We start from the raw sequence: 13,305 nt of genomic DNA on the forward strand, positions 1-13,305 counted from the left end.
CCGCGGAGGACGGGGATTTCGCTGTGTGTGCGTCGGCTGCGTTTAGAGCACGTCCGAGAGGAAGCCCTGCAGGCGTTCCGTCCGCGGAGCGGTGAAGAGCTGTTCCGGAGGACCAGCCTCAACGACGACGCCGGCATCCATGAAGGTCACCACATCGGAGACGTTCCGGGAGAACCCCATCTCGTGGGTCACCACCACCATGGTCATGCCGCCCTGGGCCAGGTCCGTCATGAGGGCCAGGACGCCCTTGACGAGCTCCGGGTCCAAAGCCGACGTGGCCTCGTCGAAGAACATCACTTCCGGCTTCATGGCCAAGGCGCGTGCGATCGCAACGCGCTGCTGCTGTCCACCGGAGAGGTTGGCAGGACGCGTGTCTGCCTTGTGCTTCAACCCCACCAGGTCCAGTTGGTTCAGCGCCTCTTCGCGGGCCTGGTCCTTGGACATGCCGCGGAGCTTGCGCAGTGCCAGGGTGATGTTCTCGGCCACTGTCTTGTGCGGAAAAAGGTTGAACTGCTGGAACACCATGCCGATGCGGCGCCGGAGTTCATCCGGATTGTCCTTCAGGACGGACTTTCCATCGAGCAGGATGTCTCCCTGGTCCGGCTCGATGAGCCGGTTCATGACACGCAACAAGGTCGACTTGCCGGAACCTGACGGACCAATGACGGACGCAGTGGTGCCCTTTTCGACGTGCAGGTCGATGCCACGGAGGACATGGTTGCTGCCGAACGAAAGGTGGATGTTCTTTGCCGTCAGTGATCCTGATGCGAAATCGCTCATGCCTGGGCTCCCTTCCCGACGACTGCCGCGGCATCGTCCGGTTCCTTCTTTTCCGGCCGGCCTGAACGCAGGCGGGCGTCAATCCAGTTCACGAAGTGCGTCAACGGGATCGTGAGCACCAGGTAGAACACAGCTGCAGCAACGTAGGGGGAGAGGTTGCCGGTGGTGGCTGCCGCATCCTTGCCGATCTGGAAGATTTCGCGTTCAGAGGCCAGCAGGCCCAGGAGGAATACCAGGGAGGATTCCTTGATCAACGCGATGAACTGGTTGACCAAGGCCGGGAGTACCCGGCGGATGCCCTGGGGAACCACTACCAGGCGCATGGATGCGCCGTAGCCGAACCCCAGGGCACGCGAAGCTTCCAACTGGCCTTTGTCCACGCTCTGGATACCTGAGCGGAAGATCTCGCCGATGTAGGCGCCGGACATCAGCGACAACGCGGCGATGGCCATTGGATAGGGACTCGTGGAGCCTGTCAGTTCGCGGATGATGGGGCCGAAACCGAAGCCAATCACCAGGATGGTCAGGACCGGCGGCAGGCCACGCAGGATGTCCGTGTAGACACGGGCGATCCACCGGGCCACTGGGTTCCGGGAAATCCCCATGAGGGCAAGTGCCATGCCCAGCAGTGTCCCGATGATGCCTGAGATGACTGCGAGAACCAAGGTGTTCGGCAGGCCGACGGCGAACATCTTAGGGATGACTTCGCCCATCGCCTCCCAGTCAAGGAAGGTGTCGGAGAGTTGCTTGAGGATATCCACGGAACCTCCGGTTTACTTGGCCGGGAGCTGGACGGCCTTGCTGCCCGGCTTCCAACCCTGAGGGGTCTGCTCTGCGGCAGTCTGACGGTCCTTGTACCACTCAGAGGTGAGCTTGGTCCAGGTGCCGTCCGCGATAACGGCGTCCAGGCCGGAGTTCAGGGCGTCGATGAGGGCCTTGTTGTCCTTGTTCACGGCGTAAGCGGTGAAGTTCTGGGTGTTGACAACCTTTTCGGCAATCTTGGTGTTGTCGCCGTCCTTGACCTGGCCTTCAGCCTGCTGGGAAGGAGCAACCCAAGCGTCGATCTGGCCGTTCTTCACGTTGCCGTAAACCGTGTTGTAGTCGGGGAAACGGACCGGCTCAAGGCCGAGCGTGTTGGTGACATAGTCATCCTGGACCGTGCCCTGGACGATGCCAATGCGGAGGCCTTCCTTGAGGTCGGCGAAGCCGGTGACCTTGGCGTCGTTCTTCGTAACGACGGCCATGTAGCCGAAGTCGTAGCCGTTGGTGAACGCGACCGTCTTGCGGCGCGCGTCCGTGGTGGAGATCGAGGAGGATCCGACGTCGAACTGCTTGTTCGCCACCTGCGAGAGCAGGGCCGAGAAGTCGGTGGACGCGAACTCGACCTTGAGGCCCAGCTTGTCGCCAATGGCGCGAAGTAGCTCGTTGTCGTAGCCCGTGAACTTGCCGGACGGATCAATGAAGATGTTCGGCGGAGCGTCGGAGAGGGTGCCAACGCGGAGGGTGCCGTCGGTGATGAGGCCAAGCTTGGACTTGTCGATCTTGTCGATCGGCGTGACATCGGCGGTGGTGTACTTGTCCAGTGTCTGCTGGTCGCTGCCGGCGAGGGCGTCCGTAGCTGAGCTGCTGGGCTGGGCGGAACCTCCGCCACATGCTGCGAGGGAGATCACCAGGGCTGCTGCAACGGGGGCAGCGGCCAGCCACTTGGGGGCTTTGAATTTCATGAAGAAATCACTTTCATCGATGGTCACGGAGACGTTACGCGGTGGGCGGGGAACGTGGCAGCGCCTGGATCTTGGCTGCCTTAGCAGACTTCAACCCGCCGAACTTAATTATGTCACCACGCCGCCAGGAGGCCGTGAATCGAACAAGTGATTGCTTGAATTCACTTGTGCCGAATATAAGCATCGATGATTGCTGTGTTGGCCCTTGTGTGTTCACACTGTGGCCCAGTCTGGGAAATCGGCGCCGGATATTGGCGTGTTCCGGAGTTCCCGAAAATCATGTGACTTGCGTCGCAAGTCTTAACCTGCCCGCTGGGCTCCGGTTTAGAACCCGCCGCGGCTGGCGTCCTCCGGCGGGAGGACCGGCCACTCGCCTTCGATGACTGCCGTGGGCTTGCTCCGCCGCAGGTATTGCTGGAAGTCCGCAGCCTGCGAGGCAGCCCAGTCCACTTGCAAATGGTGCAGCTTGGAAGCAGGCATGTGCAACTTGGGGAATTTGCCGGCCATGGCATCCAGGACCCTGAGTGTGGCCAATGCGTCCGCGGCGGACGTGTGGGCGTTGTCCAGGTCCACTCCATATTCCTCGCACAGGGCGGTCAGAGTCCGTTTGCCTTTCCTGAAGCGGTCTACCTGCTTGTTCATGACATACGGATCCAGCACCGGGAAGCGGCTCAACTGGGGCACGCCGTGGCGTGCCGACTCCGCTGCGAGGACAGTGAAGTCGTAGCTGGCGTTGAATGCGATAACCGGGGTGCCGGCGTCGAAAAGTTCCTGGAGGACGGTGGCGACTTCCCGGGTGACGTCTGCTGCGGGCCGCCCCTCCGCGCGCGCTTTGGCAGTGGTGATGCCGTGCACCTCACTGGCCTCGACCGGAATCTCCACGCCAGGATCTGCCAACCATTCGTGTTCCTTGATCAGCTCGCCATGTTCGTCAACAACAGTGATGGATGCTGTGACAATGCGGGCGGAGCGGGAATTCTTACCCGTCGTCTCAAGATCGAATGCTGCACGGGGAAGGGTATTCCAGGAACTCATGGTTTCAAGCTACCGGCTGGCTCCGACACTATTGGGTACGACACTCCTGCAGCTAGGCTGATCACATGCGGATGGAGTACGTGACGGCGGTTCTCGCCGTGGTGGACCTCATTCCGCCGGGTGCCGCGGTTTCCTACGGCGACATCGCAGAGCTCCTGGGAGCAGGTGGTCCACGGCAGGTCGGGGCCGTAATGAGCCACTATGGCAGTTCCGTTTGCTGGTGGCGGGTCCTGCGGGCCAGCGGCGACGCTCCGCCCGGGCATGAGTTGGAAGCGTTGCGGCACTACCTCGAGGAGTCCACTCCGCTGCACGGCGCGCATGCGGAATTCCTGCGGACCGGTGAGGGGCGCTGGCGGGTAGACCTCGCCTCTGCAAGGTGGTCGCCCACGGAGTCCGATTTCGACAACCTTGATGTGATCTCGGACCAGTTGGAGCGTCAGCTCCATATTTTGTCGGTGCCCGATGATGAAATGACTGTGTGACCGCAACAGCTTCCAAGAACCGGGGGACCCCGACCTCACTGCGCCTGCTTCCACCGCGCGAAGTCCACTTCGAGGCACCGTCATTGTCCGCGGACCAGCAGGCAGTCGTGTCGTTGGGCCGCGGGAGCGGCCCGGTCCTGGTGCCCGGAGGACCCGGGACGGGCAAGTCCACGGTGCTCGTCGAGTCGGCAGTCCGGCGGGTCCTGCAGGACGGCCTGGATCCGGAAAACATCCTCATCCTCGCCCCCGGAAGGCATGCCGCCGCGGCGCTGCGGGACACTTTCACGGGACGGCTCGCCCGCAGTTTAAGTACGACGCCGGCGCGCACCTGGGCGTCGTATGCCTTCGATGTCATCCGGCGCGCCAAAGCGGAAGGTATCCTGCCGCTGCCGCGGCAACCAAAGCTGCTGTCCGGTCCGGAGCAGGACCTCATTATCAAGGAGTTGCTTGAAGGGCACCTCCGGCCCGGCTTCGAGCTCCCCTGGCCGGACGATTTGTCCGCCGCTCTTCCAACCAGGGGCTTCCGGCACGAGATCCGGCAGTTGTTCGACCGCATCATCGAATCCGGCCGAACAGCCGAGGATCTGGCGGCACTCGCCAACGATTGCGGGCGGCCCGACTGGATTGCCGCCGCGGAACTCTACCGCGAGTACAGGGACGTGCTGGACTTGCGCATGCCCGAGGCCTTCGACCCCGCGGGAATCATCACCACCGCGCGCCAGATTTTCCAGGATTCGCCGGCCTTCCTCGCCGCCGAGCGTGACCGGCTCCACCTGATCCTGGTGGACGACGCCCAGGAGTCCAACCCGGCGGTTTTCGAACTCCTCGCCGATATCGGTGAAAACAAGGACATCGTGGTGACGTACTCGCCGGATACCGTCGTCCAGGGTTTCCGTGGGGCGCGTCCGGACCTGGTGGCTGATCTTCCGTCGCTCGTGGGCGGTCCCCTCGAAAATGTCCTGGTGCGCCCGCTCGGGATCACCCATCGGCATGCCGTTCGTGTAGCGGAGGCATGGAACCGGGTTGCTTCGCGGATTTCGCAGCGGTCCGGGGGCAGGCTGGCGCGCCGCCTGGATCAGCCGGCCACTGCCCAGCCGACAACTGCCCAACCGACCACTGCCCAACCGACCACAGCCCAGCCGAGCACTGCCCAGCCCTCGACCGCCGGAGCCGGCACGGTGGAAGGCCACATTCTCCCGTCGGCCGTCCACGAACTCCGGTATGTCGCCCAGCGCATTCTGGAGGCCCACTTGCGGGACGGCAGGGAGTTCAGCCACATTGCGGTGATCGTGCGCAATGGCGGACAGATTTCGCAACTGCAGCGGTATCTGAGCGGCCAAGGAATACCCGTGCGCGTGCCGGTGGCTGACTCCGCCGTGCGGGACGAGGTTGCCGTACGCCCACTCCTGCAGGCCTTCGCAGTGGCCCTCGATCCCGCTACGCTCACCCCCGAGGCGGCTGTTTCTCTTCTGACCTCCCGTCTTGGCGGTGCCTCCGCCATCGAGTTGCGGCGGCTTCGCCAATCCCTGCGACGCGAAGAGCTGCAGGGCGGCGGCGGCCGTTCCAGCGATGCCCTTTTGGTGGAAGCCCTGCTGCAACCGGGCTCGCTGGGCACGTTGGGCATGGAGGCCAGCGCGGCCCGCCGCCTCGCCCGGATGCTGGCAGCGGGAACTGCTGCCGTCAAAGAACCCGGAGCGAATGCTGAATCCGTCCTGTGGGCGTTGTGGCACGCCACAGGCCTCGCTTCGCGGTGGTCGGAAGCAGCGCTTGAGGGCGGCAATGCCGGAGCCCGGGCAGACCGGGACCTCGACGCCATGATGGCCCTTTTCCATACGGCGGAGCGGTTCGTTGACCAGTTGCCTGGGTCCGGTCCCGAACAATTCCTGGAGTACTTGATGAACCAGGAGCTGCCTATGGATACGCTCGCCGCCCGTGCCCAGCTTGAAGAATGTGTTGAGTTGTTGACGCCGGCAAGTGCTGCCGGTCGCGAATGGCCCGTGGTCATCGTCGCCGGGCTCCAGGAGGGTGTCTGGCCCAACACCCGCCTCCGCGGCGAGTTGCTGGGCAGCACACTTTATGCGGATGCCGTGGAGCACGGCGTGGAGTACGCCCTGGGACGGGGGCCCTTGAGCAGGCTCCGCGATATCCGTTACGACGAACTCCGGTCCTTTTCCACGGCGGTATCCCGTGCCCGCGAAGTCCTCATCTGCACGGCTGTCTCGTCGGATGACGAGCAGCCCTCAGCGTTCCTGGACTACGCAGCGCCGCTGCCGTCCGGGGAATTCCAGCGGGAGTACACGCCCGTGGACCGGCCCATGACGCTTCGGGCGCTCGTGGCGGAACTCCGGCAGCATGCCCAGGCCGCGGAACCTGCGGTGGGCGAACCGCACCTGGCACAGGACGCCGCGCGCGTCCTGGCACAACTCGCGGCGGCCCAGCCGCCCGCTCCGGGGGCGCATCCGGATTCGTGGTGGGGACTGGCCCCACTGAGTTCGGAGGAAGCGATCGTTCCGGCCGGTGGGACCGTCAGTGTCTCCCCGTCAAAGGTCGAAGCCGTCCACAAGTCGCCCCTCGACTGGTTCGTCCAGGCTGCCGGCGGGGAAGCTGCCACCGATTTCGCCCGCAGCCTCGGAACCCTGGTCCACGGCATCGCGCAGGAGTTCCCGGAGGCATCGGGTGCCGAATATGTTGCTGAGCTTGTCCGCCGGTGGCCAACCTTGGGCATGAAGGACAACTGGGAGGGCAAGCTCGACTTCCAGCGAGCCGAACTCATGGTCAGGAAGTTGGCGCAGTACGTGCTGGTCATGCGGAGCGAAGGCAGGTCCTTGGCGGGCGTCGAGCATGACTTCGAAGTGCGGCTTCCGGACCTCAGCGTCCCAGTCGAGGAGGAGGATTCCGCGGTGCCCACTGTTCGCCACGCCGTTCTGCGCGGGCAGGTGGACCGCTTGGAGATCGACGCTGAGGGCCGCTTGGTCATCGTCGATTTGAAGACCGGCAAACGTCACCCGGGCAAGGCGGAGGTAGCCCGGCACCCGCAGCTCGGGGCCTATCAGGCTGCGGTACTGATGGGGGCCTTCCAAGACCAAGGGGGAGTGGCCGCTGAGGGGTCGCCCGTTCCCGGCGGAGCGGTACTCGCACAACTCGGCACCAAGACAAAGACGCCGGTGGTCCAGCAACAGGAGGCGTTGGACCGCGGGGACAATTGGGCTGAGCCCATGGTCACCGGGGCAGCGCACCTGATGGCAGGGGCCACGTTCGAGGCCAGACACGATCCCGGCAAGAGTGGACATGGCGGCCACGGCTGCCGATTGCCCGATGTGTGCCCACTGTGCGCCCGAGGAAAGCAGGTAACGGAATGACGCTCGAACTCCTGGACGGAGCAGGTTTCTCCAGGGCCGGCGGCATCGATGACCCCGTGGAACAGCTTCCGGTTCTTTTTTCGCCGGACGAGCTCGCCGGAATCCTCGGTGAAAAGAACCGGCCTACGGCGGAGCAAGCAGGCATCATCGAGTCCCCGCTGGCCCCCCGGTTGGTGATTGCCGGTGCCGGCTCCGGCAAAACCGCCACCATGGCCGACCGCGTGGTGTGGCTCGTAGCCAACGGCTGGGTTCGACCGGAGGAAGTTCTTGGCGTCACGTTCACCCGGAAAGCTGCCGGGGAGCTGGCCAGCCGGATCCGTGCCAAGCTCGCCACACTCCAGCGCATCGCGGCGGCGGACGACGGCCGGATCGGCTTTCCCCCCGGCCTCGCCGAGGCCGATGATCTTGAGCCGAAGGTCTCCACCTACCACTCCTACGCCAGCGGAATCGTGGCCGATCACGGCCTTCGACTGGGGATCGAACGCGACGTCGTGCTCCTGGGCGGCGCGCAGTCGTGGCAGTTGGCCAGCGAGGTGGTAGAAGCCTACGACGGTGACTTCGAGCACTTTACGGCCGCCAAGTCCACACTTGTCAACGCCGTTATCCAGTTGGCCGGAGAATGTGCCGAGCACTTGCAGGAACCTGCCGCGGTCCGCGAATGGATTCTGGACCGCGTGTCCGGTTTTGAGCAGCTTCCTTATGTTGCAGGCGCGGCAAAAAATCCAACGCAGGCGGCCAAGGACCTTTCTTCGATGCTCCGTACCCGCGCAAGCGTGGCCGACATGGTGGTCCGCTACCAGCAGGCCAAACGGCAACGCGGCGTCCTGGACTTTGGCGACCTCGTTGCGCTGGCGGCGCGGATCGCCAGTGACATTCCACAGGCGGCCTCGACGGAGCGGGCCCGGTACAAGGTTGTCTTGCTGGACGAGTTCCAGGACACCTCGCACGCACAACTTGTCTTGTTCTCCCGCCTCTTTGGAAATGGCCATGCAGTGACTGCGGTGGGAGACCCCAACCAGTCCATCTATGGCTTTCGTGGTGCCTCGGCCGGCCAGTTGTTCCACTTCGTTCAGGAGTTCCCTGTGCGCACCACGGATCCCCTGTCCGGTGCCGCTTCGTTTACCGTCGCTCCCACCTCCTTCCTGACGACGGCATGGCGCAATGGCCGTACCATCCTGGAGGCAGCCAACACCATCGCCGCGCCATTGAACAAGGCTGCGGTTACGGGAGGTCCGGCAGGCGATCGGAAGATGTCCGCCGTCGTTCGGGTTCCTTCGCTGGTGCCCAGCCCTGTTGCTGCCGGAGGCAGCGTGGTGATCGGCCGGTTCGGCACCGACGAGGACGAGGCCGCAGTGATTGCGAAGGATATCCGGCGCTATCAGCGGACAGTGTTCGAAGAGGAAAAGGACGGCACCCCGGTTAAACCCACCATGGCAGTGCTGTGCCGGCGGCGTGCCCAAATGGAACCCCTTCGCCGTGAGTTCGAACTCCAGGGGATTGACTACCAGATTGTGGGCTTGGGCGGCCTCCTTGATACCCCGGAAATCGTGGACCTGGTGGCCACACTCAGGGTCCTGGCGGATCCGGGTCGCTCCGACTCCTTGATGCGCTTGCTGTCCGGCGCCCGTTGGCGCATTGGCCCGGCTGACCTCATGGCGTTGGGGGATTGGTCCAAGTACCTTGCCCGCAGGCGCTCCAGCCCGGATGTCCACACCGCCTATCCCGACGAGGACGAAGACCCGAATGCTGTGGTAGTCGAGAGTGACATCACCGACGCAGCCAGTTTGGTGGAAGCCTTGGACTTCCTGCCGCGTCCAGGGTGGACCTCGGGCCACGGCCGCTCGCTGACGGACGTCGCCTTGCACCGCTTGCAGAAACTGTCCGCGGAGTTGCGTTCGTTGCGCAGCTACATCGGTGACGACCTCACTACGCTCATCGGCGAAGTGGAACGTGCCATGCTCCTGGATATCGAGGTCGCCGCCAAACCGGGAACCAGCGTCCATCAGGCGCGCCGCAACCTGGATGCCTTTCAGGATGCCGCCGCCGGCTTCCTGCAGACCTCCCAACGCATCGACCTCCTGGCGTTCCTGTCCTGGTTGGAGGCCGCTGCCTCGGAGGAGGGGGGCCTGGATGCAGCTCCCGTCGAGGCCAACCGGGAGGCTGTCCAATTGCTGACGGTCCACGCTTCCAAAGGGCTGGAATGGGACGTGGTGTTTGTCCCAGGCCTCAACGCAGGAGCTTTCCCCAGCAACAGGGACTCGCGGTGGAGCAGCGGGGCGGCGGCGTTGCCTTGGCCGCTCAGGGGCGATCACGCCGACCTTCCGCAGTGGGACCTGGACCAGCCGGACCAGAAGGGGTGGTTGGACGCTGAAAAGGTGTTCAAATCGGACGTCCAACACCATGGTGAGGGGGAGGAGCGCAGGCTGGCGTATGTGGCATACACCCGGGCAAAGTTTGTTCTCTGGGTCTCAAGCGCGGCGTGGAACGGCTCAAGGGCAGGAATCGCGGAGATGTCCGCCTTCCTGTCTGAACTGGGGCCGCTGGCCAAGGACAACGGCCCGGCCACTATCCACCCCGAGTCCGTTGCGGAGGAGTCCCTGCCCGATTCGAGTCCGCTGACCGCAACGGTTGAGGTGGCGCTCTATCCCTACGACCCCTTGGAGGGGCCGTCGGATCCACGCACCGGCAACAAGCTGCGGTTGGTTCCCGGCCGGCGTGCCGGCATGGACCTCGCTGCCTCGGCTGTCCTCGCCCACCTCGATGAGCCGGCAACGGCGCCTGCCAGCGGAGACCCCAGCAGCAGGGCTGGCCGCTGGGCCCAGGAAGCACAGCTCCTGCTGGACCGGCAACGGCAATCCAACGCCCACAGCGACGTCCATTTGCCGAGCCACATTTCAGCCTCGCTTTTTGTCGATCTGGGGGCAGACCCCGCCGCCGTGCTCGCCCAGCTCCGCAGGCCGGTGCCTCGTGAACCGGGCATCTCGGCTCGGAAGGGGACTGCCTTCCATGCATGGGTCGAGGAATATTTTGGTACCACGGGCATGCTTGATCTCGATGAGGCTCCCGGGCAGGACGCGCATATCGATGAAGCCTACGGACTTGATCAGATGGTGGAAGCCTTCAAGCAGTCCGAGTGGGCCAACCGTGCGCCGGCGTTCGTGGAAGTTCCTGTCGAGACAAAAATCGGGGACGTGGTGGTCCGTGGCCGGATTGACGCTGTGTTCCGTGACGCCGACGGTCGGTGGCAACTGATCGACTGGAAAACCGGCCGTCGGCCCGCCGGTAAGCAATTGGCTACCCGGGCTGTCCAGTTGGCCGTTTACCGGCTGGCCTGGTCGCGGCTCAAGGGCGTACCGCTCGAAGATGTCAGCGCAGCTTTCTATTACGTCGCTGAAGATGCCGTGGTCCGTCCGCACGACCTTGGACAGGCAGCCGACCTTGAAGGAATCATCGCGCGTGCACTCAACCATCACGGCCCGCGCCATCCAGCACAGTAGACCCAGTAGGCGGAGGCTGGAGCAGTTTTGCCGGGCCTCCAGAACCAACTGCCAGGGGAATTGGGTTTCAGCCCCTGAGCGGGGTCACGTTCACTATGCCGATGGCGGCCGTTGACGTGTCCTCGGGACCAGCAGCGTCATCGGAGGCCCCGTCTGCTGAGTGGCCGGACGTTGCGTCGGTCTCGGCTGGCTGTTCCTCTGCCGGGATCGGGACCGGGGCCACGGACACGGAGGCGGCTCCGGCATCGGGAATGGCTGCGACGCTGACCGCCGGCAGCACGCCGTCGGGTGATCCCGCGGGCATGGCGGCTTCGGCGGACGCGCGCTCTGCGCGTTCGGCTTCATCCAGCCTTGCCTGTTCTTCGATGTCGTCGGCTAGGGACTGGAGCATTGACTCCGCCTCTGCGGTCATCTCCTCGTGCCCGGCAGCCATGGCCTTGACCAGGTATTGGGCCAGGGCGAACTCGGCGAGCAACGCTGCCCGCCGCAGCAGGTGGCCGTCTGGCGTCTCGCGTCGGACCTGGGTGTAACGTGCCAGGACCGCGTCGATGAACGGCGCTTCGTTGGAGGCCACCAGCCAGGCGAAGTCGTCGGCGGGGTCGCCGATACGGAGATCCGTCCAGCCGGTGACCGCTGTCACGGCGTCGTGCTGGACCATCAGATTGTCTTCGTGCAGATCTCCGTGGACCACCGAGGGATTGAAGCGCCATAGGGCCACGTCTTCAAGGGCGTGCTCCCAGCGCCGAAGCAGCGCCGCAGGGATTTTGCCGGTGGTTGCGGCCTGGTCCAACTCGTTGAGCTTGCGTTGACGGAACTCGTTGGCCGAGTAGCTGGGCAGATCGGCGCTGGTGACCAGCGCCAGCGGCAGGTCATGGATCGCTGCCAGGGCAGAACCGATGTCCCGTGCGAGGTCCGCGTTGCCGGCGGACAGTTCCTCAATGGAGAGCGTGGCACCCTGCAAATGGGCATAGACGAAAGTCGTCAGGTCTCCTTGCCGGACGGTCCCGGCGATGGTGGGCACGTGGAACGGCAATTCAGCCCTGATGGCCGGGGCGAAGGCGCGCAGGATCATGAATTCAGATTCCAGCCGGGTGCTGGCTTCGGGATGCCGGGGGGATCGGACGCGCCACCGCTTGCCTTCCGCGTCAAGCAACAGCGCCGAGTCGAAGTCGGCGTCGTCATCGGAAGAATGAGCCGTAGCCGTCGGCGCCAATCCAGGCACCGCCGCAGTTGCTACAGCGGCCAGTTCAAGCGGTGTTCTTCTCACGTCTCCAACGGTAGATTGAGCGGAGCCGATGGCCATGATGCAGTGCGGCGAGTCTCCAGATCCGTAGCAAAACAGGGCCCCAGGGCATCCCGAAGCGGCTGTCCGGCCCTATCCACATCAAGGCCTCGCCAAATGTTCTTTGTCGGCGTGAGTCAGTACGGTAGATACATGAGCTACACGGAGTCTCCTGCGCCGGCCAATCACCTCATGGACACTGTCCTTCCAGTACGTCCTGCCGTGGTGGACCGTGGCTCGGGTGCCCGCCTCAAGCCCGGCATGGTGGAGGACCTGATCGCCTCGGGAACCGCCAAGGCCATGGTCATTTCGCAGCGCAAGGCCCTTGTGACGGAGCAGGGCCTCTGGTTTGGGGATGCGCTCCGCCTGTGGGAGGCCCTGAACCTGGCGGAAGACAACCCGGCGACTGCAATATACCTGGGCACCACGTTGGGTCCGTCCTCCCTTCCGGAAGGCAGCGCAGTGCTGTTGTTCACGGTCACTGAACCCCCAGCGCCAGGGACGTCGCTGATACCGGCTGACGCTGAGTGGGCGGGCTTCCGCGAAGTCGCCGGAAGGCTCGACGCCAGCGATACTGCTTTGTTCATCGAAGCCAGCGCCATCAGCAACTGGCATGCAACACACACACATTGCCCGCAGTGCGGTACCCCGACGGACCTGGAAGCAGGCGGTTGGGTGAGGCGCTGCCCCAGGGACAACTCCGAGCACTATCCCCGGACGGACCCGGCCATTATTGTCACGGTGGTGGGCCCGGATGGCCGTCTGCTCCTGGGCGGCGGCGGTCCCACGGACGCGAAGAACTACTCGACCCTGGCCGGATTCGTCGAGCCGGGTGAATCCCTGGAGCAGGCAGTGGTCCGGGAAATCGGTGAGGAAGTCGGTGTTAGCGTGACCGCGTGCCAGTATCTGGGCTCGCAGTCCTGGCCGTTCCCGGCTTCGCTCATGTTGGGTTTCACGGCCACCACCAGTGATTCCATCGCCAAGCCCGACGGCGTCGAGATCACCCGTGCGCGGTGGTTCAGCCGCGAGGAACTGCAGGCGGCCGTGCTGAGCGGTGACATCACCATTTCCACCAGGCTGTCCATCGCACGGTCCCTGATTGAGCATTGGTATGGCGGCGTAATCGAAGACCTCCAGCCGTGACCG

Annotated in this window: 9 protein-coding genes; 4 read left to right on the forward strand and 5 right to left on the reverse strand. The window is 64.4% G+C overall.

Features of this window, described 5'->3' with window-relative positions; genetic code table 11:
• Positions 1-42: 42 nt before the first annotated feature.
• From ACIPV6_RS04685 to ACIPV6_RS04700, 4 genes are all read right to left on the reverse strand, one after another.
• Entirely contained in the window at positions 43-780 is a 738-nt protein-coding gene (locus ACIPV6_RS04685; protein ID WP_400269753.1) for an amino acid ABC transporter ATP-binding protein, read from the reverse strand.
• A complete protein-coding gene (locus tag ACIPV6_RS04690; protein ID WP_397322232.1) occupies positions 777-1,541 on the reverse strand; it encodes an amino acid ABC transporter permease in 765 nt (254 codons plus the stop codon). The genes ACIPV6_RS04685 and ACIPV6_RS04690 overlap by 4 nt, the downstream gene beginning before the upstream one ends.
• A 12-nt stretch (positions 1,542-1,553) precedes the next feature.
• Complete coding sequence (locus ACIPV6_RS04695; RefSeq protein ID WP_400269860.1) at positions 1,554-2,504, reverse strand: ABC transporter substrate-binding protein; 951 nt, start codon at positions 2,502-2,504, stop codon at positions 1,554-1,556.
• A gap of 324 nt (positions 2,505-2,828) precedes the next feature.
• Complete coding sequence (locus ACIPV6_RS04700; protein ID WP_397322235.1) at positions 2,829-3,539, reverse strand: 3'-5' exonuclease; 711 nt, start codon at positions 3,537-3,539, stop codon at positions 2,829-2,831.
• A gap of 65 nt (positions 3,540-3,604) precedes the next feature.
• On the opposite strand from ACIPV6_RS04700, the gene ACIPV6_RS04705 reads away from it, so the two are divergent.
• From ACIPV6_RS04705 to ACIPV6_RS04715, 3 genes are read left to right on the forward strand one after another with little or no spacing between them, the layout of a single operon-like run.
• Positions 3,605-4,021, forward strand: coding sequence for an MGMT family protein (locus tag ACIPV6_RS04705; RefSeq protein ID WP_400269754.1), 417 nt, complete (start codon positions 3,605-3,607; stop codon positions 4,019-4,021).
• Positions 4,018-7,380, forward strand: coding sequence for an ATP-dependent helicase (locus tag ACIPV6_RS04710; RefSeq protein ID WP_400269755.1), 3,363 nt, complete (start codon positions 4,018-4,020; stop codon positions 7,378-7,380). Before ACIPV6_RS04705 ends, ACIPV6_RS04710 begins: the two co-directional genes overlap by 4 nt.
• Positions 7,377-10,877 carry an ATP-dependent helicase gene (locus tag ACIPV6_RS04715; RefSeq protein ID WP_400269756.1) on the forward strand — a complete coding sequence of 1,167 codons (3,501 nt, stop codon included), beginning with the start codon at positions 7,377-7,379 and terminating at the stop codon, positions 10,875-10,877. The genes ACIPV6_RS04710 and ACIPV6_RS04715 overlap by 4 nt, the downstream gene beginning before the upstream one ends.
• A 67-nt stretch (positions 10,878-10,944) precedes the next feature.
• Here ACIPV6_RS04715 and ACIPV6_RS04720 read toward each other — a convergent pair whose 3' ends face one another.
• Positions 10,945-12,144, reverse strand: coding sequence for a macrolide 2'-phosphotransferase (locus tag ACIPV6_RS04720; protein WP_400269757.1), 1,200 nt, complete (start codon positions 12,142-12,144; stop codon positions 10,945-10,947).
• A 168-nt stretch (positions 12,145-12,312) separates the two neighbouring features.
• On the opposite strand from ACIPV6_RS04720, the gene nudC reads away from it, so the two are divergent.
• Entirely contained in the window at positions 12,313-13,302 is a 990-nt protein-coding gene (gene nudC, locus ACIPV6_RS04725; protein ID WP_400269758.1) for an NAD(+) diphosphatase, read from the forward strand.
• Positions 13,303-13,305: the final 3 nt, after the last annotated feature.

It is taken from the genome of Paenarthrobacter sp. NPDC089988, assembly GCF_044748465.1.
GTDB lineage: Bacteria > Actinomycetota > Actinomycetes > Actinomycetales > Micrococcaceae > Arthrobacter.